The following is a 21,232-nucleotide window of genomic DNA, read 5'->3' as shown; positions in this document are numbered from 1 at the left end:
ATTCATCAATCATCTAGTACACCTAATTTGTTGTTAGGCAATAGTCAGGTGCTGGTTATTTCAGTGATATATGATGGCATCAAAAAAGCTCAAATCATTTTACACTCTCGGCTCGCTGGTTCCATTTACAATTATGGACCGCTACCTTATCGGTCAATTGCTGCCACCATTTTTATTTGGTGTTGGTGCGTTTGCTTCGCTTGTACTAGCTATTGATAGCTTGTTTGAAGTGATGCGAAAATTGGTTGAGTCTGGTCTTCCACCTGCGGTTGGATTGAAGGTTCTTGTTTTACAATTGCCTAGGGCAGTTGTATTTGCATTTCCCATGTCAACGTTACTAGCGACTTTAATGACTTATAGTCGTCTTTCGGGTGAAAGCGAACTCGTTGCGATGCGTAGTTGTGGGGTCAGCGTTTACCGAATGGTGCTGCCAGCAGTGATGTTAAGCTTGATTATTACAGGTATGACTTTTGTTTTCAACGAGAAAATTGTGCCTGCTGCTACTTATGAAGCTACCATGACTCTTGAAAATGCCATAAAATCAGATAAACCGTCGTATCGTCGCGAAAACATATTTTATCCTGAATACCGCGAAACCAAGGATGATAAGGGTAAGAAGCAAAAAATATTGACTCGCTTATTTTATGCGGATGAATTTGATGGTAAGCAGATGAAGGGTTTGACGATTATCGACCGTTCTGAGGGAGCTTTAAATCAAATTGTTGTTTCTGAGTCTGGAGAATGGAATCCTATAGAGAATATTTGGGATTTTTATAATGGAACAGCTTATTTAATTGCACCCGATAATTCTTACCGTAATATAGTCCGTTTCAAGCGTCAAAAAATAGAACTGCCACGTACTCCATTAAGTTTGGCAGAACGTGAACGTGACACTGAGGAAATGAATATTTCTGAGTCATTTGAACAGCTTGAACTGGAACGACTTAGTGGTGACGACCAAAAAATTCGTAAACTTAAGGTTCGTATTCAGCAAAAAATTGCTTTCCCATTTGCGTGTGTTGTGTTTGGTTTAGTCGGTTCTGTGGTGGGTACTGTACCTCAACGTACTGGTAAAGGCGCCAGTTTTGGGATAAGTTTAATAGTAATTTTCTCTTTCTATGTATTGCTAGTGTTTACACGTGCGCTTGGAGACGCGGGTATTTTATCTCCTCACATTGCTGCATGGTCGCCGAATGCATTCGGTTTAGGAGCTGGTATATTCTTATTAACACGAGTTGCAAGAAAGTAGAATGTATGAATGTTCTTCGTAGTAAGCACTTCAGTGCTTAAATCGGCAGTGCTTGAATCAGCAGTGCTTGAATCAGCAGTGCTTGAATGGGCGGGCAAGGATGCCCACCCCACAAGATTAATATTAGTAACGCTTCATTGCGCGTTGCATTTCGCGTTGGTCGTCTTTTCGCTTCATATCTTCGCGTTTGTCGTGTAACTTCTTACCCTTACCAAGAGCAAAGCTAACCTTGACAAGACCACGTTTGAGGTACATTTTTAGAGGTACCAACGTTAAACCCTGCTGTTCAACTTTACCTACAAGGGTTCTAATTTCTTTACGATGCAACAGTAATTTACGGGTGCGACGTGGTTCGTGGTTGAAGTACTCGCTACTTTGAGTGTAAGGAGAAATGTGTACGTTGATTAGCCATACTTCGCCGTTACGAACTAGTGCATAGCCATCTTGGAGATTAACTTTTCCTGCGCGAATAGACTTTACCTCTGTCCCGGTCAGTTGAATTCCTGCTTCATAGGTTTCGAGGATTTCGTATAAGAAGCGCGCTTGACGATTGTCGGCAATAACTTTGAAACCTTCGCTTTTGTCTTTCATTAATAATCTAGCTTGTTTCCTATGTATAGATAATTTTTGAGCGGTATATCTTTCAGCATAACCAACAAATCGCTTGTAACCTGTAATCATTAACAAATAACAATATTTTGCAGGTTGTATTCCTATAGTGCTAGTTAAAACTGAAATTAGTTTATGGCTAATGGGTGATTTTTATAAGTAATCGACTGTGTAAAGTAGGGGGTAACAAGAAAGGGAAAGCAAAAAACTATGAAACGCGATTTTAACAGAGTCATCGGGGCTAGCGTACTAGCTGCAAGTTTGTCTATTTTACCTTTATCAATGAGCGCCAATGCTCAAACCGCTACCGATGGTACCTTTGGTAATTCAACGACACGAACTACTACCGGAGTTAACAACGACGGTACTTACACAAGAGATAACGGTTTTGATTGGGGATGGTTGGGATTACTTGGTTTAGCAGGTTTAGCAGGTCTTGCTGGTAAGAAGCGCTCTGAACCTACTGCTTATCGTGACCCTAACGCTGTTGGCACCAGTGGCTACCGCGAATAGGTCTGAAATAAAGAATTTGTCATAATAGAATAACTAGGGCATTAGCAAACCGCACCATAAGTTTTGCTAATGCCCTATTTACATTTTTACTACTCGTGGTGCCTCTCTAAACTCTCTTCTCTGCGTCCTCTGTGTCTAATAAGGTAAAAAGCTATACAACCAAAACTTATGACATGAATCACTATTGGTCTGTGTCAATAGTTTTACTGGGTAGATTGGCAACGGATATGAAACGGATGTAACGGATAGTTGATTAGTTATTTTGAAGGCGCCGAAAGTTTAAAAATCTTATTTGCTACAAACTTGCGTCCAGTTATTTAAAATTACTTATCCGTTACATCCTAGAATCATCCGTTGCCAATTTTCTTACACCCCAAAACTTATGACACAGAGTAGGCGCCTCTCTTAACTCTCAATCGTGGTACTTTGTGTCTAATAAGGTAAAAAAATTTTACTGCACAGGCAAGGATGCCTGTGCTACAAGATGTTAATTTGCTGCGGGTTGGGGGTTGGGTGAGATTTCTTGGTTGGTATGAGAAGGTTGTAATGTCCAGTAAGATGCAACTAAACCAACCATTAACCACCATAAAGTGTTTATTTCTGGACGATACCAAACTGTATCTACTAGACCGTGACCGAGCATAGCTACTAGTGACCCGATGGCGCCTATTAACCATAGACCATCTGTACTATGAATTCGACGGAATTGTCTTAACTGTAGCCATCCCGTGTTAAATGTTACAGTTAAAAGCCATAAAAATACACCTAAGCCAATAAAGCCCATTTCTACAGTTATTTCTAAAATGATAGAGTACGCACTTAACGCACTAAAACGCGGTACTTGATACAGCGGATACACTTTGTTAAACGAAGCGTGACCGGGGCCAATACCAATTATTGGACGGTCGCGAATCATTTGAAATACCGCAGTCCAAACGTTGATTCGGAAGTTATTACTACTGTCACCTCGACCTGCGAATATACTAACTATTCGCAAACGAAACTCTTCAGATACACCAAAAGCTACAGCAAATAATGTGACAAAGCTTCCTAATAAAATTGGTACTAGCCAAGTTCGCCAAAACTTGGGTAGAGATTCGCTATACCAATACCGCAGTAATAGCACGACGACTATGGAAGCTAATGCTAACCCAATAAAGCTACCGCGACTGTCGGCAAATCGAAAGCACATTAAGTTCATAACTAGCATTGTCGCAGCTAAAGCTTTACGCGCGGTTCCACGCCAAGCAAAAATTGCTATCAAGCTTAAAATGACCGCAGGCAGTATATACCCTGCTAGTAAGTTAGGATTCCCTAAATAACTATATACTCTTGTATTTTTAGCAAGCGGTGACTCTGGGTCTACCCAAGTCGCTAACTGTGCGGCGCCAAAAAGCTTTTGACGTACTCCATACACGCTGACGACGAGCGAGACGAGCAGGTACAAAACTAGCAACCAATTACGGAATGGCGGTAATCTAAGTACTCTGGCGCAAAGGGCAAACAGTAATAGATAAAGAGTTAAATTTATGAAGTCTGAAATGGCGTGCTGTCGTACTGGTGATAAAGCAGTAGCTACAAGAGCAACTACCCAGTAAAAGCATACTAGCAAGTGAATGGGGGTGACAGTTGGAGCATTTTTATCTGTGGGTTCGTCAGATATTGTTAATAGAAGCCAAAAAGCTCCACATGCTCCTAAAAGTACCCCTGTCAACGTGCTTGTCACAAAAGGCGCCAGTCCATATACAAAACTGACTAACACAGCAGCTATTGTCTCTCCCCACCGCATTAAAATGCTGCTTTGCTTCCAGGAATGCAGCAGTCCAAACAGTACACTGTGTAAGTAGCTAGTACTAAGATATTGCCGTAGTGGCAAATCCGACAATGTAAATCGTTGCCAAACTAGATTCATAAACAACTTTGCGATTTCTGATTTCACTTCTAGATAGAAGTGCGACTTAATCATAATCTGCATAGTTCCAAAAAGTTAATAACTGCTGGTTGCTTTCTTGTTAATTGTAATAGTACCCAACATGCAATTCCCGGGTTGCTTATGGGTTATTAGCAGTTTCGGCGGTTATACTTTGTATTGGTAATGACAATACATAGCGATAACCAGATTCTACAGACCCCTGAATCGAAATTTGCCCTTTATGAAGTTCTGCGAGTTGGCAACTTAGCAATAACCCCAAGCTTTCGCGTGACATGTGGTTGGTTGGCCCTTTCAAGTCTAAATCACCAGAGTTTAAAGATACGGCGCCATTTGAGATAGGTAAATCTTTCGATTTTTCTACCATTACCGCCAAGTCTGACATTTCTTGGTTCTCAAAATTCATATTATAGTTTTGGGCGATGCTTGTTAATTCAAGCAAAGGTTGTGGGTTGAGTCTAAAATATGGGTCAACTTCGGTTATTCCATCTCCCAACCAAGGATGTGACACCCATACTGTGATGCTCAAGGTATCTTCTTTATAGGAGACGTGAATTCTCACGATGCTTCCTGTTGCTGAAACCTGAATGACGCTAAAAATTAAGTGGTACAACATTTGACGCACTTTATCTTTATCGAGAGGTAAAATTCGATTGCGTCCTGGTTCTAGCGAGAGTCGTATATCTTGCTCGCGACGATTTGCTGCTTCTTCAAGCGTGTTAATTGCTTGTTGGCATAGCATTTCAATATCTACAGGCGCCACATTTAGTGCTTCAACACTACTATCCATTGCTCCCAACTCGGTAATTTCGTTGACCAGGGAGAGCAAGTAACGACCACTATGCTGAATAATTTCGAGGTATTCGCGCTGTTTGGTGGTGAGCGGACCATAAATTTCTCGTCCTAACACGCTTGCCATACCTAGCACTGAAGTTAGTGGAGTGCGTAACTCTTGTGTTAGTTGCGATAATAATTCGAGTTTAAGCTGGTTTGTTGTACGGTCTTGTTGAAGCTCTTTTTGTAAAATCGGCGTCTGAAGAATGATTTGTTGGGTATTAGAGGTCGGTTGTGACCAACCAGCATCCCCATATAATTTTTCTTCTTTTGATGGTGCTGCTAATAAGCGGTTTCTTTCAAACTCGCTCATGCTCCAACGCGCGATGATTTGTAAAAATTCGATATCTCGCGAAGTGAAAGTGCGCGGTACTAGGTCAAAAACTGCCAACGACCCTAAACAATTTCCATTGGCATCGATTAACGGCGCCCCTAAGTAAGCGCGTACTCCATATTCTTTAACCAATTTAGTGGTTACAAGTTCTGGACTCGAATATTTATGCGTATCGTTAATGACGACAATTTGGGCGCTATCAACAACAGAAGTACAAAAAGACTCCTTTCGAGGTAAAGCTCTAGCTTGTGCAAGTTGGTTCATCAATCCCAAACGCGATAAACCGACTGCGGATTTAAACCAATGACGTTCCTGGTCAATAAACCCCAAAAGCGAAATGGGAGCTTCTAGAAAATGGGCAGCAGTTTGAGTTGCTTCCTCGAATACAGGAATCGTTTCAGGTTGGCGTAAGCCTAGGTCTAATAAGGCTTTCAGACGTTTTTGCTCACGAATGTCTGAACCATTCCAACCGTCTTTTAAACTTAATAATTTCTTTTCCGGCTCTAACATTACCACAGTTACCTTGATAAATACTCGATAGTGTATTTCATATAACCAACGACATAACTGGTTATTCCTATTTCTAAGCATTCCCCATTTTTATGCCAGACAAACAATTACCACCAATTTTTTTTTACCTTCTCAAGTCCGCGATTCAACGGACTGTTTAATACCCGATAAAAATTGCTTTCACCCCCTACTGCTACCGCATTCAAACCACGAGAGATAATCATTTGCAGCCAGAATATCAATACAAAGGCACCTTAATAGCTGTGTATCTAAGCAATATCTCGTTGTTTTACTGTAATGTTTAAATCACCAATATCAATAATATTACGGTGATTAGATATTTATTTACTTACGCTAGTACTTGTAATTTTAACATTCAAAATATCATTATTATTACTGAGGCAGGTAGGTGAATCTATTGTGCTAATTATTGATTACAAACTATAGTTTTAGGTTCAACAAATGTAAAACAACTAGATATATAAATATAAATTCATGACTGCCTATTACTGCAAATCTAAGATAGTAAACCAACCAGTGGTGCCGACTCTACAAGTCCTGACAGCACTCGGTCTTGTTTATCCTAAAGAAATAAAAATACATCTAATTGCAAAAGAAAAGGCAAATAAATAGAAAGCTTAATACAAAATTTACACTTCCTTTACATTTATGATTTGTTTATTAACTTATGCTCAATCACATATAGAGTGTACTTTGTTATAAAACAGACAAGTAAAAATATTTTTCAATTACGATTATTTGAATAACATGAACGTTAAAATTCCTTTTGTAGATTTAAATTTCCAACATCAACCGATTCAAAATAAAATAAATTCAGCAATACAGTCCGTACTGCAAAATGGAGATTTTATTCTAGGTCAGGCGTTAACCGATTTTGAAAAAGCATTTTCAGCAGCATCGCACGCTTTGTTTGGCATAGGAGTTGCATCTGGAACCGATGCCATTGCTCTAGGGCTACAAGCTTGTAACATTGGTGTTGGTGACGAAGTAATATTGCCAGCAAACACATTTGTTGCAACATTGATAGGGGTAATAAGAGCAGGAGCAACGCCAATTTTTGTTGATTGTTGCCCAAAAACAGCCTTAATCGATTTAGAAGCGGCTTCTGCGGCTGTTACATCTAAAACGAAAGCAATTATTCCAGTCCATCTCTATGGACAAATGGTTTCGCCTTTAAAATTACTAAATTTTGCTAAAACCCATGACCTACTAATTTTTGAAGATGCAGCGCAAGCGCACTTAGCAACTCGTGATGGATATCGCGCTGGTTCGGTTGGAATTGCGGCAGCATTTAGCTTTTACCCTAGTAAAAACTTAGGCGCCATTGGTGATGGAGGAATGCTACTAACGTCGGATGCGGAAGTCGCGCAAAAAATGACGCGCTTACGCAATTACGGCGCCTCGTATAAATATTATCATACCGACCCAGGTACAAATAGTCGTCTAGACACACTACAAGCAGCAGTGTTGTTAGAAAAATTACCATATTTATCTGAATGGAACCGTCAACGGTTACACCTTGCAAAGCTTTACGATTCAGAATTGGCGCCGTTGGTATCAAAAGGAATAATACCAATGCAAAATCAAAGCGACGAAGGACATGTATATCACCTATACGTTGTTAAAATTACTGAAGATAGTTCAATATCTCGCCAAGACTTGCAGCAAAAATTTATTGAAGCTGGAATTCAAACAGGTATTCATTACCCCATACCATGCCACCTTCAACCCGCTTTTGCTAATCTCGGTTATCAAATGGGTGACTTCCCACACGCCGAAGCATTAGCAAAACAAATATTATCATTGCCAATGTATCCAGGTTTAACGCCAAGTCAGGTCAAAGAAACAGTGGCAACAATTGCCGAAGTACTCTGCGAGCAAAAATTAGTAATACTTAACACTTAAGAGTTTACGGGAGTTTCTTACTCCCTCACACATACTATGTATCAACGCTCCTATAGAACAACAAATCCAACCGAGTTATTCAACTTCGCCATAATTGGTGTCTTAGTACTACTTTATGCTCCTATACTTTTACATTGGGTTGATGGTTGGGTTAATAAAAGTATTAGTACAGAACACGAGTATTTTAGCCACGGATTGATTGGTTTGCCTTTTGCTGCGTACTTGGTGTGGCAAAACCGAAAATTATGGTATAGACTGCGCTCTAAAAATCACCCATTAGGCGCCGTTTTATTATTAATAGGAGGATTTTTTTACATCAGTGGAGTAAGTGAATACGTAAACCTCTCGCTGCCGTTTATTTTAACTGGTTTATGCTTATGGCTTAAAGGTCGAGCCGGATTGAAGCTACAATGGTTTCCTTTATTGTTAGTATTGTTAGCAACGCCTAATTCACTTCCTTATCTTATTGCTCCCTTTACTGTACCTTTACAAGCTTTTATTGCTGGCACAGCTGGTTTTATTTTGAATCAGTTAGGTATGAACGTCAATGTAGATGGTATATATATATTTGTTGATGGACGAGTTGTAGAGGTGGCGCCGTACTGTGCTGGCTTAAAAATGCTGTTTACAACTTTGTATGTATGTTTGATGCTACTACATTGGACGGGCGCCATTAGCTCACGTCGTAAAATTAGTTGGTTTCTCGGTAGCGCTATCGTAATTAGTGTTGGCGCCAATATTATTCGCAACACACTACTAACATATTTCCACGGTACAGGAAACGAAGGACTATTTAAATGGCTTCACGATAGCTGGGGTGGTGACATGTACTCAGCATTAATGCTTTTATCACTAGTCCCAGTCCTAAATTGGATTGATAATTATTTCTCAGAACCAACACAACCCACCAAAGAACCCATCACCTAATTGTGGCACAGGCCAGAAAGCCTGTGCATTCAATCTTAAATTTACACCATCGCGTGCTTCTCAATTACCTTAGCAAAATCAGGCACAGCTTCCTCCACATGCTTCTTAGCAGAACCGCGAAGCTTTTCGTAGGTTCCTTTAACTATTTGGCGACTTGAATTTTTGACTTTCTCATCGGTAACACTAAGCAGCGCATCTGCGGTAACAGAACTACTCGCGACCAAATGTCCTACAGGGTCACCATTTTGCACACCTTGATTCCAAATAGGGTCAATAGCAGTTAAGCACGAAGGTAAAAGTTGCTCTACAGCACCATTAATATATCCCGGCTTAATTCCTTTAAGAGCAGCAAAAGCAGCTTTCAAAGCCATACCACTGATACCAGACTTAGAAGCAAGCTGCTCTTCAATCATATTACAGCAGTCCGAAACAACTATTCCTTTTTTCGCTGGGTCTAAAAGTCTATTGCTGAGTTCCATGTCACTCCCCTTGTTCTAATAGTTCTTAAAAATGTCTCTATATTACATTAAACAAATGTACTATAGATAACTCTGTATCTCCAGGAAATACTTCGTTTCATTTACTACTGTATCCGGATACTGTACTAGACCGAACTGCTTGATTTAAGTGTTCCTCATATTCGAGGATTTACGAAATCTTTAATAAATATAGCAAGTATTTTACTTGACGCAAATAAAAAAGTTTGCCGCATATACTTACTGTTTTTATGTTTTGTTATTTAAAATACCAACTTCAATAAAATTAAACATTTATACATCCTTATTTGTACAAATCTTTTAGAAAAGGCGGTATAAAAGTTTATGACATCTTTAATGACCTCAATTAAATCTGTAAAAAAATAAATGAGCGAATCACAAATGCCCTTATACTCACCCTATAACGTTGATTTGAAAGTATTTAATGCGATTAAATCGCCAGATAATCGAAACGGCAAACCAATTAAAGATATGCAGCGGTTTTTTTACAAGCAAATCGTTGTTGATGATGAAACAATAATTAGTACTGAGCCATTTAAAGTACCTGGATATATCGGTATTGCCAATTCTGATACTGTTATAGACCCTGATAATAAACAAGTATCTGGACACGATGATGTCGTCAAATTTCTTGATGAATATGGTTTACTAATTTGTACTTATATATACAACAAAGATAGATACGGACAACTTTTAGATTTGCGGTGGGCTTTGGGAGAAAGTGAGCAAGAAGACTTAATGGAAATGATTATCAAAGGTGGCGGACATCATGCAGGCGCCATAGTTCCAGCAATGCGCGAGAGAAAGTCTTACGCATCGTTGAACAAACCGGATACGTATCATGATGGCATGTTTGGACATCCTGGTTTTGTAGCGGTTGGACAACGGTTAGTATTTCCGGAGTTTGTGACAAAAGAACAAGCACGCGGTTACACCGATACGATAATTTGCTGGTTAGCAGTGATGAACTCGTTCGTTGAGTTCTCTGAGAATGATTTTAACGGTGGCGACCCATTACAAGTGTATGACAGACCGTCGCTCAAAGAATTTCTGAAAAACTGCGCGTTGGCTGCACTAGGTTCCACCGATGCCATTGATTATTTGAATGAGGCAAACAACAGAACTTACTGTGCTGAGTTCACATATATTGGTCTAAACACTCCTGTATATCCCTTCAACAAACAGGGTTTAAGTTTACTACTCGATGGAGACGAAGCAAAAGTAACCGAACTATTGAAACTGCAAGACCGTCAAAACAATCGGAAAGTAAACTTACTCAGCAAAACAAGCAATAATCCTGAGTTTAAATTCTTCAACATCCAAATGCCAGTTGTGCCAGAAGACTTACCACCGCTTGATGTGCTAATGGAACAACATGGACAAACTATTGAAGTTTCCAGTATTCCTTTTCCACCATTTACACTTTCACAAGTAGTAAGACGCGCAGTTAAAACTCTTTTACCACGAGAAGCTCATGTCAACGATGTTTTGGTTGCACAAGCTCAAGCTAACTTATTTGCTTCGTTAGAACCATTAATCCTAAAACAACTTGGCATAACTCTTCCTCCTACACCTCCTACAGAAATTCCTGGAGTTCCTCCTGTAGATTATCCAATGCAACCGCAACCCGAAGTTCCACTAGACCCAAAAATTGTTAGTGTGCGCGAGTTTATGGGTTTCGTACAGAACCAACTTCAACAACCTTACGACAGCTACGAAGCGTTTGATGCTGCTGTTGATGAAATTATGGTCAAAGCTGATGAATTTCTCGGCGCCACAAATGTGAAATATTTTGTTCCACCTCGTATATATATAGACTTAGGGCAAAACGACGGTGATAATAATTTACCTTCTGGTTGGGGTTTTAATTTAGAAACTGTCGGCGCCTTAATTTATCGTGGCGCCATTCGTGATAATGTACCACAGCTAGATAATAAAACGAATGTAGAGGCGCCTCAAGAAATCGAAGACTCAAAGCATCCCTTCAAAACAGCAGCATTTAGCTGGTAGTTGGTAGGTTGGGTGGAGGAACGGAACCCAACATACTATCTAATTTTTTACCTTATTAGACACAGAGTTCCATGAAAGTTGAGACTCTGCATCAAACAATGTTATTCAAGCTGTTTATTATGTTATCAAGCCTTGATAAAGCTTTTTCAAATGACAACTTTTCATCTTCAGCCGCATAAGACATAGCAATGACAAAGCTTTGATATTCTTGTTCATAAATAGGATTATTTTTTAAGCATAAAGACGCTCTTTGTAAACGTTCAAGCGGTTGAATCTCAGTTAAATTTATTTTTTTCGCTCGTGTAGCGTCATTTTCTAAAGCTGGAAAAATTAAATCAGAAAATATTTTATTTGTAACAATAATATTTTCTAACGCGGCTAAATCATGTAAGTGGCGAATGTCCGTAGGATGATATTTAGTACCACCTGCTTCTCTTTCTAATACACGCCAAGTCAAAGCACTTAATTTATCTGCGGCAGTCTCTAATGGAGAGACACAAGGTATGCTTAAAACTTCAGGCTGATTATCTAATGCTTGAGAAAGAAAAGACTGTAATGACTTTTCTTCATAAGTGAATTCATCTGAAACAATTGTTATTTCTACTTTTATGTAAGGACGCAGTGCGGTTGATAATGTAAACTGAGATGAATAATTTATTGTAAATTGAAAAAAATGATTCTCGTTTTTACTTACTATATCATCTTCGTTAAGTGAACAATCTAAATCTATAAGGCGAATTGCCTCGACAATTTGGTCTCTATATTGTCCACGTTTATTCCTATTGCTTGGAGTTAGTGCAATAACTTTAAAATCAATATCTTCCGAAAAACGTTTAATCAGCCCACAACCCTTTGATAAACTTGTTCCACCAGAGAAAACAAGACGGAAATTAGGGTTGTTAATAGTCAATAATTCTGCGATGAGTCGCATAGAATACCAATCCTTTTCGATAAAGGAAGGATCCACGCTTAAGTCACCAGCTATTACTTCTATCGTTGCTAATTCAATTTCAGTCAAGGTACTCAAAAGCTATATATTTACCTGCATAACCTATCTTACGCTTTGTACGTGCTTTTACCCCAATCAGTCTACCTGTGGGTACTTGTGTAGAGCGTCCTTCGTTGTATGCTCTCTGATAACTAGACGGAAATGCTTCAATCCCAAATTTATTTAATACCTCAACACCCAACTGAGGCAGCCCCTTTCGAGGAACAATACACTTTGATAAAGGAGATATCGCAGCTTTGGCATAAAGACCATGCCCTATTTTTATCAGTTTGCCCTTTTTGAGCAAATTACGGAGACAACGACCTACGCTGTTATAGTCACCAATGTCCTTAAAATCCTTACGTATAAAGACTTCATTATCGGCAAGCGTAATTTTTTCTAATATCTTATCTTCTAATGTTTTAGAAGATTCTAGGGTATTCATCTTGAATTAACCTTTAAATCCAAAACTTATGATTGAGTAACGGCGCCTTAATTATAACAATATATTAATATATGTTGGGTTCCGTTCCTCCACCCAACCTACTACTGACTCATTCTCTGCTCAAATTGATCAATTGCTAGAATATCGTCCGAAATTAACGTGCATTCTTCTAGTAAAGGAATATTTAGGTCTGGAAGCAGTTCACTTGCTTCAACCTGTTCATAACCTTTAGTTTCTAAAAATTCAGAAGGTATATCTTCCCTTTTGCGGTAAAGTTTAAGTCTGTTATTTTCCCAAAACCAAACCTCTAATACTCCTAAACGTCGATAAATTTCTAACTTATCAACACTGCCACTAGTAATATTAACCTCTATAGCTAAATCGGGAATTGGCTTGACATTTCCAATACGGTAGCATTCGTCTGGTTCGGCGCCAGCTTGTTTAAGTTGTTTTCTGATGGTGGAACTTCCCATCGGTTTAAATTTAATCCGCTTTTTGTAAAGATAGCGTTCCAAGAGAATAGCTAAACGCTTTTTAATATTTTCATGTCTAATTGAGGGTGACACAATTTCTAATATTCCATCTAAATAAGTGACACGGTAATGAGAGTTTTCTTGTAGCTTCGTTAATAGCGCTTCATAATTATTCCAACTTACACCGCTACTAATAAACCTTTCTTCTGGGTCGTCAGCACTGACTATCTCCGGTTCTTCGATAAGTTCTCTAAGACTGCTGACCATTATTTTCTCCTACTGGTGTATTACTTATGATTGAGTAACGGCGCCTTAATTATAACAATATATTAATATATGTTGGGTTCCGTTCCTCCACCCAACCTACTACTGGCTCATTCTCTGCTCAAATTTGTAGTTACATCTAAAATTATATTGGCAAATGCTTAAATTTCTAAAACAAATTACTACTCATAGAAAAAAACGTTGGGTTTTATTATTTTTGTTATCTTGTTTCTTGATTATTTCATTATGGCAGGCGCCGACTGTAAATTTAAGTAAATCAATAAGTTCTGAAATACGCGGTATTTGGATAACTAATTTTGGTGTAGCTTTAAATTACTATACGACTCGTTTAGATGAAGCTGTTGCGAATATTGCCAAACATAGTTTAAATACAGTTTACCCGGCAGTGTGGAATCGTGGCTATACATTGCATCCGAGTAATGTGGCAAAAAAAGTTAGTGGTTTTAAGCAATATTATTTAACTTCGTTACCGCTTTTGCCTTTTCAAGATGCACTCAGCGCGTTAATTGAACAAACACGTCGTCAACATTTGCGTGTGATACCTTGGTTTGAATATGGGTTAATGGTACCAAAAAATCATCCAATTACACGGCGCCATCCAGAATGGTTGACGACCACGGCAAGTGGTAGTAAGGTGTCGAAGGAATCGAACGAAAATATGTCATGGTTAAATCCATGTCATCCAGAAGTGCAAGAGTTTCTCACGGGGTTACATGGTATGAGAGGAAAGCGACTCTATCACTCCTTTAGTCGCATTGTTCTTCTATTAGTTTATCAACTGCTTGTCTTAGGCGTTCTTGCCAGTTAGGGATATTTTTAAGTTTCCCTTTTACTCCTGGCAATACCTTGAAGCATACGGGGTCTTTATCAAACGGTTGACTACTTGTAAATCCTAATTTATTTTTTTTCTGAAATGCCATTGCAAAATAATGTATGTGTTGGTATACTAACACTATAGCATTGAGGTCGAACAATGGCAAAAAAGAAAAAAGATAAAAAAGCTATGGGAGTACAGCAAGTATTGCTACATCCCGACACAGAAAGAAAAGCAATATTGCGCTACTTATGCGAGCAGTCGGGTAAGTTGTACAACAATGGGGTTTACTTTGCACGTCAAACATTTTTTAAGACAGGTAAGTTGTTGACGGGTAAGTTTGATTTAGATTTTGAGCCATCTGTTGCAAAAACATTAACTGCTCAATCTTTGCCGTCAACTCCAATGCAACAAACTTTAACGTCAGTAACAGAAGCATTCAAATCCTTTAAGGAACTGCGTGCTTTATTTCTGAGTGGTCAACTACACTTTAAACCTCAAGTTCCTAACTATTTAACAGGTTCAAAACTATTCAAAGTTGCTTATCCTAATTCAGGTGGACAGAAACCGCTAATCAATGAAGGTCAACTTAGATTTTCTTTAGGATTGACTGTTAAGCGATGGTTTGGTGTATCTGAGTTCTTTCTACCTATGCCAACAAACATGGACTATTCAAAAGTTAAAGAGTTTACTATCCTTCCTAAGAATGGTGCTTATTACCTTGAGATGTCTTACGAAGTTGAGGAGAAAAAACACGACTTAGATATTAATCAAGCTTTGTCTATTGACTTGGGGACTGCGGATAACCTAGCTGCATGTGTTGATACACTTGGAAATTCCTTATTAATTGATGCTCGCGCAATGAAGGCGATGAACCAATTATGGAACAAGAAAGTGTCAACACGTAAAGAAAATAAACCACAGGGATACTGGGACAGTTGGTTAGACCGTGTTACCCGTAAGCGTAATCACCAAATGCGCGACGGTATTAACAAAGCAGCAAAGCTAATTATTGACCACTGCTTAAAATATGGCATTGGAACCCTAGTAATAGGGTGGAATGAAGGATTTAAACTTAATGCGAACATTGGACGAGTTCAAAATCAAAAATTCGTTCAAATGCCATTAGGTAAGTTGAAAGATAGATTAAAACAATTGTGTGATTTGCATGGTATTAGATTCCAAATAACTGAGGAATCTTACACGTCAAAAGCAAGTTATTTAGATGGAGACACTCTACCCGTATTTGGTGATAAACCAGAGGGTTGGACAGCATCTGGGAAGCGAGTTAAACGTGGTTTATACCGAACTGCAAATGGTTCGGTTGTCAATGCCGATTTAAACGGCAGTGCGAATATTTTAAGAAAAGTAGCCAGTAACTTAAACATTATACTGAAGGTAAGGGACAAGGTTTAAATTTTCAAAAGCTTGAAGGTTATACTTGGGCGACTACTTACGGTACTTTAATACAAAACAAAAGCGGTTCGTTTTCGCCTAACAATTCTGCCCTAGATGAAACAAATTTTGAAACTGGCAAAAGTGCTGTTTTCCCTGGTTTTGTTTTTCAACCAAAAAATAATCTTGTCGGGTATGACCCAGTGCTTGGAGGTAAAAACCCTTGGACACCCGGCAATGATAAAGAATATATCAAACTAAATTATCCTGATTCTGCTGGTACTGCTACTACTCTTTATACAGGCGCCAAAACTTATAATAACGCGATGGGTGTAGATATTTACGAACGGCGCCAAACTACTATTCTTGAACAAGCTGCACTCAAAGGTAAATCTACTGGTTTAGTTACATCCGTTCCCATTAGTCATGCTACACCAGGCGCCGCTGCTTCATTTGTAAATCGACGCAGCAAAGACTTACTCGATACCTGGAGTTGAAGGTGCTGTAGACCAATCTCATATATACCAGGTCATGCTCGAAGCAATAACTGCGGCGCCTGTTGGTAAAAGCTAATAAAAGAAACCGGGTTTCTATTAATTTAAAAGTTCAGGTTGTTGTCGAGTAATCATATCGTACAAGGGTTGGAAACTAAACCAACCCATGTAATGCGAGCCAACTTGGTGACGTGCTAAAGTTGCAGAGTCGTGGTTAATAAAACCTGGTTTACCAGCAGCTTCAGCGAGTAATTGCGCTTGACTGTTGCGTTCCATAGAAATAAACCACCATGCAGCTTCATCAACGGAGTGACCCACCGTCAGTAAACCGTGATTTTTTAAAATTAAAGCTTTGTGATTACCAAGAGTTTCGGCAATACGTCTACCTTCTTCTATATCTAAAACGACACCAGTGTAATCATGATAAACGCTGTGATGCTGGTAAAAAGCGCAGGCATCCTGACTTAAAGGGTCAAGCTCACGTCCTAAACTCGACCAGCTTTTACCGTAAATTGAGTGAGTATGAACTGCGGAAACCACATCAGGACGTACAGCATGAATTTGGGAATGAATAGCGAATGCAGCTTCATTAACAGGATGTTCACCCTCAACGACATCTCCCAAATGGTTAACACGAATAAGATCACTAGCTTTAATCTCACCAAAATGCATTCCAAAGGGATTTACCCAAAAACTGTCTAAAAATTCTGGGTCACGTGCGGTAATATGTCCGGCAACACCTTCATCGAAACCGTATTTAGCAAATAATCTAAGTGCTGCTGCGAGACGCTGTTTACGATGTAAACGTTCTTCACCAACACAAGTAAAAGTAGGTGGAGTGGGAGCTTTAGGTTTGAGGCGTGTGAAAGAGTGCATGTTGAATTTTTATATAACGTGAGTACGTATTAGCGGTAAAAACAAATTTTTAAGGCTTTTAATACAAGTTTATACTTCTCTATATATATATGCATCCGAGAATTTAAATAATTAAAAATAATTAAAAATAATTACGATTGGTTACGAGAATCCTAAAGAAAGCCAGTTTATGATAATGACGCTGAGAAATCGGGTTTTCGATGAAAAAACCCGGTTTCTAGGTAACAATCTGTATCGCAGCATCAAGTACATAAGGAAACTTCCTTACAATAAATTTAAAAGACTATATGTATACAGGGTCAAAGTATAATGACTAAAACAGTTGCTGATATGATGAGCCGTAACCCGGTTGTTGTTAAGCGTGAAACTTCTTTAACTGAAGCAATCAAAATTTTAGCAGAGCGACGAATTAGTGGGCTACCCGTTGTTGACGATAGCGGAAAGCTTATAGGTATAATCTCAGAGACAGATTTGATGTGGCAAGAAACAGGTGTAACGCCACCTGCCTACATTATGTTTCTAGATAGTGTAATTTATTTACAAAATCCTGCCACATACGAACGCGATTTACATAAAGCGCTTGGGCAAACAGTTGGGGAGGTAATGAGCAAAGACCCAATAACCATAGCTCCCGATAAATCGCTGCGTGATGCTGCTAAACTCATGCATGACAAAAATATCCACCGTCTACCAATACTTGACAGCGAGGGTCAAGTCATTGGTATCCTCACACGTGGTGACATAATACGTGCAATGGCTAGTGGTTAATCACTACTGTCTTTAGATATTCACCTCTATTCAAACAATTTTTAGTTTTATATCGTTTAAAGAGAGAGATTTTGATGAGCGTTACACCTGATAGTGTTAAGCAGATGCTTTCTTCAGAAGATTTGGGCGACCGTTTGCGTGCCGTAAATTTAATTAGGGACTTAGAACCGGGTATTGGTTTTGAATTGATTCAATCTGCTTTGAATGATTCTAATTCGCGCGTTCGCTACTCAGCAGTTAGTCAAATAGATACTTTAGGTAGTCAAGATTTAGATTTATCGCTTTCATTGCTGCGTCGCATGATACAAGACCCAGAACCCGATGTCCAAGCTGCTGCTGCTGATTGTATCGGCGCCTTAAAGTTAGTGACAGCATACGATGATTTGAATCAGCTATATCACAGCACAGGTGAATGGATTGTACAACTCAGTGTAATTGCTACATTAGGAGCATTAGGGGAACCACGGGGATTTGAATTGCTAAAAGAAGCACTCGACTCAAGTAACGAATTAGTCAAAATTTCGGCAATTAGCTCTTTGGGTGAGCTAGGAAACCCAGAAGCGGTTTCTTTAATTGCACCACTGGCAGAAAATCCAGACTGGCAAATTCGTCATCGAGTTGTCCTCGCTTTGCGTCTTTTAGGTGGAGAACAAGCTCAGTCAATTTTAGAGTCTTTGAGCAAAGATGAAGTAGAAGCAGTTGCCGTAGAAGCTAAAAGACCAGCTTAGATATATCAAATATTAAATGTCTTCTCTTGTGGAGCGGGCATCCTTGCCCGCCACTCTTACATAGAATATCTACTTAATATAGGCGCCTACTTAAATGTTGGGGCGCCTTTTTATTATGGACAGGGCAAGAGAAAGCCCATTCCACAAGGGTTTTTGTATGTTCAGGATTATAGGTAATTTTAACGAGTACTATAAATCTTGATTTTTGGCGCCGTTTGTTATTTTAAAACTTTATAAAGTGGATACAAACATTTATGTTTTACCTGTAAAAGCATGAGTTATAGCGCTTCTTTTTTGACTTGATTTGTTAATGTACCGTGATTAAAAAGCACATTCATTTTGCGTAGTTTACCAAATATTATTAGTATCATCAAGTTCAAGTAAACCTTGGCAAAAAGGGATGACGATTGCACTTAGGCGGAAATACTATACAAATATCAATCAGAGAAAACACGCAGACAAACATCTGGTGTCCAACCTGAGAGAAACACGTAATAGTTTCCATTCCAACCATGCAAAAAGTTATGTTAAGCGCAAAAATTCTCGCAGCAGCTACTATCGGTCTCAGTGTTCTTACCTTCGCTTCCACTGCAAGTGCTACTTCTTTGGTTCCGAATATAGAAGGTGAAATTAAAACAACAAATCTTGGTTGTCTTAGTAATGCGACTTGTATTGATACTACAAATGCAGCACAATCTCCTTTTACCTATAAAGTCACCAGCTTAGATGTTGACGGTAGCGGTACAAAATTTGGCAAAAGCCTTTTATTTGTTGACAACCGCGACACTGCAAATACAAATTACGGTCTTGGTATTACATTTGGTACACAAGATGCAGGTACAAATCCTCCTGGAGGTGAATACTGGTTACGTGCTGTAGCAACAAATGCAAGTGGCAATCCAGTTGAAAATGGTCAATTAGAAATTGGTCAATTCTTCTTCGATTTTCTAGGTAAAGAAGTTGATTCTCTTACTCTTGAATTATTTGATGTTGAAGATAAAGATATAACCAAAATTTTGACAGTTAATGGCGCCGCTCCAAATCCTTCAATTATCGCTGCTGAAGGTCTAAATGGTAACACACAACGAATTACCATTAAAAATGTACAAAATTTTCAAATTCAACTTGGCAATCCTAACAGCACCAAATTTCCTAATACTGGCGATGGTGTAGCTATGCGTAGTGTTCCTGAACCTGCTACTGTAATTAGCTTAGGCGCCTTGGCTGTGGCTGGTATGTTTGGTACTCGTCAACGTCGTAAAATCGGTGTTTGATGGAACGGGCAGGGATGCCCATTCCACAAGATCATTCCACAAAATATCTATTTAACATCATCACATTAATGTATAATATTTAGTTAAATACTTGGGGATAGGTGGTGTAAATAAATACGGCGACTGCGGCGATTGCGAGTAGTCCTTGGATTAAGTTTCCTACTACTGTACCGACGACGATGCCAATACCAGCTTTTATGGCAGTTTGAAAATTTTTGCAGTACAAGTACTCACCTATAATTGCTCCTAGTAGTGGTCCAAGTAGCATACCTAACAATGGACCACCAACAGGAAGCGCAGGTAGTAAACCTAAAAATCCCACTATTAAACCTACAAAGGCGCCTATTTGTCCCCAGTTACTAGCACCTGCTTTTTTGGCGCCAATATAACCCGCAAGGAAGTCCACACCAATACTTAATAGCAAAACTACGCCAGTGACAATGAGGGGTGTGCTAATTGCTGCAAAAGATTTTTGCACTACACCCCAAATAACAATCGCGATTAATATCAAACTACTTCCTGGTAAAGCTGGAACGACGGCGCCAACTATACCAAATATCATTACAACTACTAACGACCAATAAATAATTTGCATACTCTCTCGATTAGAGGTTTTATCCTTCTAGACTAACAGCTAGTTTATCGGCTATTCCAGCTATCCAGTTTTCGTCTTGCCGGGTGTAACTACGTGGTGCGTTGGCGCCTAATATCATTGCACCATCAAAACCTATTGGTTGACAAATTATGCCTTGTGTGTTTTCTGGTAAATAATCAAACTCTATTTTGCCTGGGTAAGCTTTAACGTCAACTAAATAAACTGCTTTTTGTTTTTCGAGTACTAGATTTAATATTGCCCCCGGTTTTACTTCTGATTTTTGTCCTAATATTCCTCGCCGTAATATAACTTTACCTTTATAGACTACGACGATTGAGCGCGTGACTGTATTAAGTAGTAATAATCGCGAAGCCCAGGCTAATTCGTTTTTAACTGTATCTGGTAAGTCAGTTACCAATTCAAATCCTTCTTCTCCAATTAATTCAACTGCGTCAGGTGTTCTGGCTTGCACTTGTTGCCATAGCATCCCTGTTAATACTAATAAAGCACTTAATATTACTCCCAAAACATCGGCGCGCGATTGGGAGTTTGTTAGTTCTGGTGTAAATATTCTATTTATAAACAATAATACGGCACCTAACATACCCACTACTAGCGGTAGGCGCCTGATTACGCGATTTTGATCTTCTTTTGCCATAAGTCAAAAGTTATGAGTTAGGAGGGGCGGGTTAACCTATATGCTAGTAACTAACCAAAAATTTGGTAAACCCACCCGTACAGGAGTTAAGAATTATGAA

General features: G+C 39.0%; 20 protein-coding genes and 1 pseudogene. 11 read left to right on the top strand and 10 right to left on the bottom strand.

Annotation, left to right across the window (positions count from 1 at the left end):
- Nucleotides 1-133: 133 nt before the first annotated feature.
- Nucleotides 134-1,249, top strand: coding sequence for an LptF/LptG family permease (locus DSM106972_RS35085; RefSeq protein WP_127085029.1), 1,116 nt, complete (start codon nucleotides 134-136; stop codon nucleotides 1,247-1,249).
- A gap of 123 nt (nucleotides 1,250-1,372) precedes the next feature.
- Here DSM106972_RS35085 and smpB read toward each other — a convergent pair whose 3' ends face one another.
- Nucleotides 1,373-1,840, bottom strand: a complete 468-nt coding sequence (smpB, locus tag DSM106972_RS35080) for an SsrA-binding protein SmpB (protein ID WP_127085080.1) — start codon at nucleotides 1,838-1,840, stop codon at nucleotides 1,373-1,375.
- 228 nt (nucleotides 1,841-2,068) lie between these two features.
- Between smpB and DSM106972_RS35075 the strand changes: the two genes are divergently transcribed.
- Nucleotides 2,069-2,371, top strand: coding sequence for a WGxxGxxG family protein (locus tag DSM106972_RS35075; protein ID WP_127085028.1), 303 nt, complete (start codon nucleotides 2,069-2,071; stop codon nucleotides 2,369-2,371).
- A 487-nt stretch (nucleotides 2,372-2,858) separates the two neighbouring features.
- On the opposite strand, the gene DSM106972_RS35070 is transcribed toward DSM106972_RS35075, so the two are convergent.
- Both DSM106972_RS35070 and DSM106972_RS35065 read right to left on the bottom strand, forming a co-directional pair.
- Nucleotides 2,859-4,283 (bottom strand): IctB family putative bicarbonate transporter, encoded by a 1,425-nt coding sequence (locus tag DSM106972_RS35070; RefSeq protein WP_127085027.1) that lies wholly within the window; start codon nucleotides 4,281-4,283, stop codon nucleotides 2,859-2,861.
- 139 nt (nucleotides 4,284-4,422) lie between these two features.
- Entirely contained in the window at nucleotides 4,423-5,979 is a 1,557-nt protein-coding gene (locus DSM106972_RS35065; RefSeq protein ID WP_127085079.1) for a GAF domain-containing sensor histidine kinase, read from the bottom strand.
- A 768-nt stretch (nucleotides 5,980-6,747) separates the two neighbouring features.
- Here DSM106972_RS35065 and DSM106972_RS35060 point away from each other — a divergent pair.
- Entirely contained in the window at nucleotides 6,748-7,905 is a 1,158-nt protein-coding gene (locus DSM106972_RS35060) for a DegT/DnrJ/EryC1/StrS family aminotransferase (protein WP_127085026.1), read from the top strand.
- Between the two features lie 36 nt (nucleotides 7,906-7,941).
- Nucleotides 7,942-8,832 carry a cyanoexosortase B gene (crtB, locus tag DSM106972_RS35055; protein WP_127085025.1) on the top strand — a complete coding sequence of 297 codons (891 nt, stop codon included), beginning with the start codon at nucleotides 7,942-7,944 and terminating at the stop codon, nucleotides 8,830-8,832.
- A gap of 41 nt (nucleotides 8,833-8,873) precedes the next feature.
- Here the strand turns inward: crtB and DSM106972_RS35050 are convergent, their stop codons facing one another.
- The gene (locus tag DSM106972_RS35050; RefSeq protein WP_127085024.1) at nucleotides 8,874-9,311 is read right to left on the bottom strand and encodes a DUF6918 family protein; all 438 of its coding nucleotides are present in this window, start codon (nucleotides 9,309-9,311) and stop codon (nucleotides 8,874-8,876) included.
- A 384-nt stretch (nucleotides 9,312-9,695) separates the two neighbouring features.
- Between DSM106972_RS35050 and DSM106972_RS35045 the strand changes: the two genes are divergently transcribed.
- Complete coding sequence (locus tag DSM106972_RS35045; RefSeq protein ID WP_127085023.1) at nucleotides 9,696-11,339, top strand: hypothetical protein; 1,644 nt, start codon at nucleotides 9,696-9,698, stop codon at nucleotides 11,337-11,339.
- A gap of 91 nt (nucleotides 11,340-11,430) precedes the next feature.
- On the opposite strand, the gene DSM106972_RS35040 is transcribed toward DSM106972_RS35045, so the two are convergent.
- From DSM106972_RS35040 to DSM106972_RS35030, 3 genes are all read right to left on the bottom strand, one after another.
- Nucleotides 11,431-12,357, bottom strand: a complete 927-nt coding sequence (locus tag DSM106972_RS35040; protein ID WP_127085022.1) for a nucleotidyl transferase AbiEii/AbiGii toxin family protein — start codon at nucleotides 12,355-12,357, stop codon at nucleotides 11,431-11,433.
- Nucleotides 12,350-12,772 carry a type IV toxin-antitoxin system AbiEi family antitoxin domain-containing protein gene (locus DSM106972_RS35035; protein WP_127085021.1) on the bottom strand — a complete coding sequence of 141 codons (423 nt, stop codon included), beginning with the start codon at nucleotides 12,770-12,772 and terminating at the stop codon, nucleotides 12,350-12,352. The genes DSM106972_RS35040 and DSM106972_RS35035 overlap by 8 nt, the downstream gene beginning before the upstream one ends.
- A gap of 101 nt (nucleotides 12,773-12,873) precedes the next feature.
- Entirely contained in the window at nucleotides 12,874-13,512 is a 639-nt protein-coding gene (locus tag DSM106972_RS35030; protein ID WP_127085020.1) for a Uma2 family endonuclease, read from the bottom strand.
- Between the two features lie 154 nt (nucleotides 13,513-13,666).
- Here DSM106972_RS35030 and DSM106972_RS35025 point away from each other — a divergent pair, with 154 nt between their 5' ends.
- The 3 genes and pseudogenes from DSM106972_RS35025 to DSM106972_RS35015 form a co-directional block, all read left to right on the top strand.
- On the top strand, nucleotides 13,667-14,338 hold the full coding sequence (locus DSM106972_RS35025) for a glycoside hydrolase family 10-like protein (protein ID WP_233787749.1): 672 nt from the start codon (nucleotides 13,667-13,669) through the stop codon (nucleotides 14,336-14,338).
- 195 nt (nucleotides 14,339-14,533) lie between these two features.
- Complete coding sequence (locus tag DSM106972_RS35020; protein ID WP_127085078.1) at nucleotides 14,534-15,760, top strand: RNA-guided endonuclease InsQ/TnpB family protein; 1,227 nt, start codon at nucleotides 14,534-14,536, stop codon at nucleotides 15,758-15,760.
- A pseudogene (locus DSM106972_RS35015) lies at nucleotides 15,733-16,212 on the top strand (alkaline phosphatase); the annotation flags it as partial. The gene DSM106972_RS35020 and the pseudogene DSM106972_RS35015, both read left to right, overlap by 28 nt.
- A 120-nt stretch (nucleotides 16,213-16,332) precedes the next feature.
- On the opposite strand, the gene DSM106972_RS35010 reads toward DSM106972_RS35015, so the two are convergent.
- Nucleotides 16,333-17,109, bottom strand: coding sequence for a class II aldolase/adducin family protein (locus DSM106972_RS35010; protein WP_127085019.1), 777 nt, complete (start codon nucleotides 17,107-17,109; stop codon nucleotides 16,333-16,335).
- A 309-nt stretch (nucleotides 17,110-17,418) separates the two neighbouring features.
- On the opposite strand from DSM106972_RS35010, the gene DSM106972_RS35005 reads away from it, so the two are divergent.
- From DSM106972_RS35005 to DSM106972_RS34995, 3 genes are all read left to right on the top strand, one after another.
- Entirely contained in the window at nucleotides 17,419-17,877 is a 459-nt protein-coding gene (locus DSM106972_RS35005; protein WP_186538907.1) for a CBS domain-containing protein, read from the top strand.
- Nucleotides 17,878-17,951: 74 nt separating this feature from the next.
- Nucleotides 17,952-18,605, top strand: a complete 654-nt coding sequence (nblB, locus tag DSM106972_RS35000; RefSeq protein ID WP_127085018.1) for a phycobilisome degradation protein NblB — start codon at nucleotides 17,952-17,954, stop codon at nucleotides 18,603-18,605.
- A 512-nt stretch (nucleotides 18,606-19,117) separates the two neighbouring features.
- Nucleotides 19,118-19,879, top strand: coding sequence for an LEVG family PEP-CTERM protein (locus tag DSM106972_RS34995; RefSeq protein WP_127085017.1), 762 nt, complete (start codon nucleotides 19,118-19,120; stop codon nucleotides 19,877-19,879).
- 79 nt (nucleotides 19,880-19,958) lie between these two features.
- Here the strand turns inward: DSM106972_RS34995 and DSM106972_RS34990 are convergent, their stop codons facing one another.
- Together DSM106972_RS34990 and DSM106972_RS34985 are read right to left on the bottom strand one after the other, a co-directional pair.
- Nucleotides 19,959-20,474, bottom strand: coding sequence for a DUF456 domain-containing protein (locus DSM106972_RS34990; RefSeq protein WP_127085016.1), 516 nt, complete (start codon nucleotides 20,472-20,474; stop codon nucleotides 19,959-19,961).
- A gap of 19 nt (nucleotides 20,475-20,493) precedes the next feature.
- A complete protein-coding gene (locus tag DSM106972_RS34985) occupies nucleotides 20,494-21,132 on the bottom strand; it encodes a cofactor assembly of complex C subunit B (protein ID WP_127085015.1) in 639 nt (212 codons plus the stop codon).
- Nucleotides 21,133-21,232: the final 100 nt, after the last annotated feature.

It is taken from the genome of Dulcicalothrix desertica PCC 7102, from assembly GCF_003991905.1.
Lineage (GTDB): Bacteria > Cyanobacteriota > Cyanobacteriia > Cyanobacteriales > Nostocaceae > Dulcicalothrix > Dulcicalothrix desertica.
This window is presented reverse-complemented; position numbering and strand designations above follow the sequence as displayed.

What these genes read in the sequence shown, in the direction of transcription:
- DSM106972_RS35060 (WP_127085026.1), top strand. Translation starts at nt 6,748, where the DNA reads ATGAACGTTAAAATTCCTTTTGTAGATTTAAATTTCCAACATCAACCG.
- DSM106972_RS35045 (WP_127085023.1), top strand. Translation starts at nt 9,696, where the DNA reads ATGAGCGAATCACAAATGCCCTTATACTCACCCTATAACGTTGATTTG.
- DSM106972_RS35010 (WP_127085019.1), bottom strand. Translation starts at nt 17,109, where the DNA reads ATGCACTCTTTCACACGCCTCAAACCTAAAGCTCCCACTCCACCTACT.
- DSM106972_RS35020 (WP_127085078.1), top strand. Translation starts at nt 14,534, where the DNA reads ATGGGAGTACAGCAAGTATTGCTACATCCCGACACAGAAAGAAAAGCA.
- DSM106972_RS35085 (WP_127085029.1), top strand. Translation starts at nt 134, where the DNA reads ATGGACCGCTACCTTATCGGTCAATTGCTGCCACCATTTTTATTTGGT.
- crtB (WP_127085025.1), top strand. Translation starts at nt 7,942, where the DNA reads ATGTATCAACGCTCCTATAGAACAACAAATCCAACCGAGTTATTCAAC.
- DSM106972_RS35065 (WP_127085079.1), bottom strand. Translation starts at nt 5,979, where the DNA reads ATGTTAGAGCCGGAAAAGAAATTATTAAGTTTAAAAGACGGTTGGAAT.
- DSM106972_RS35075 (WP_127085028.1), top strand. Translation starts at nt 2,069, where the DNA reads ATGAAACGCGATTTTAACAGAGTCATCGGGGCTAGCGTACTAGCTGCA.
- DSM106972_RS35025 (WP_233787749.1), top strand. Translation starts at nt 13,667, where the DNA reads ATGCTTAAATTTCTAAAACAAATTACTACTCATAGAAAAAAACGTTGG.
- DSM106972_RS35035 (WP_127085021.1), bottom strand. Translation starts at nt 12,772, where the DNA reads ATGAATACCCTAGAATCTTCTAAAACATTAGAAGATAAGATATTAGAA.
- DSM106972_RS35070 (WP_127085027.1), bottom strand. Translation starts at nt 4,283, where the DNA reads ATGAATCTAGTTTGGCAACGATTTACATTGTCGGATTTGCCACTACGG.
- DSM106972_RS35050 (WP_127085024.1), bottom strand. Translation starts at nt 9,311, where the DNA reads ATGGAACTCAGCAATAGACTTTTAGACCCAGCGAAAAAAGGAATAGTT.
- smpB (WP_127085080.1), bottom strand. Translation starts at nt 1,840, where the DNA reads ATGAAAGACAAAAGCGAAGGTTTCAAAGTTATTGCCGACAATCGTCAA.
- DSM106972_RS35005 (WP_186538907.1), top strand. Translation starts at nt 17,419, where the DNA reads ATGACTAAAACAGTTGCTGATATGATGAGCCGTAACCCGGTTGTTGTT.
- DSM106972_RS35030 (WP_127085020.1), bottom strand. Translation starts at nt 13,512, where the DNA reads ATGGTCAGCAGTCTTAGAGAACTTATCGAAGAACCGGAGATAGTCAGT.
- DSM106972_RS34990 (WP_127085016.1), bottom strand. Translation starts at nt 20,474, where the DNA reads ATGCAAATTATTTATTGGTCGTTAGTAGTTGTAATGATATTTGGTATA.
- DSM106972_RS34995 (WP_127085017.1), top strand. Translation starts at nt 19,118, where the DNA reads ATGCAAAAAGTTATGTTAAGCGCAAAAATTCTCGCAGCAGCTACTATC.
- DSM106972_RS34985 (WP_127085015.1), bottom strand. Translation starts at nt 21,132, where the DNA reads ATGGCAAAAGAAGATCAAAATCGCGTAATCAGGCGCCTACCGCTAGTA.
- nblB (WP_127085018.1), top strand. Translation starts at nt 17,952, where the DNA reads ATGAGCGTTACACCTGATAGTGTTAAGCAGATGCTTTCTTCAGAAGAT.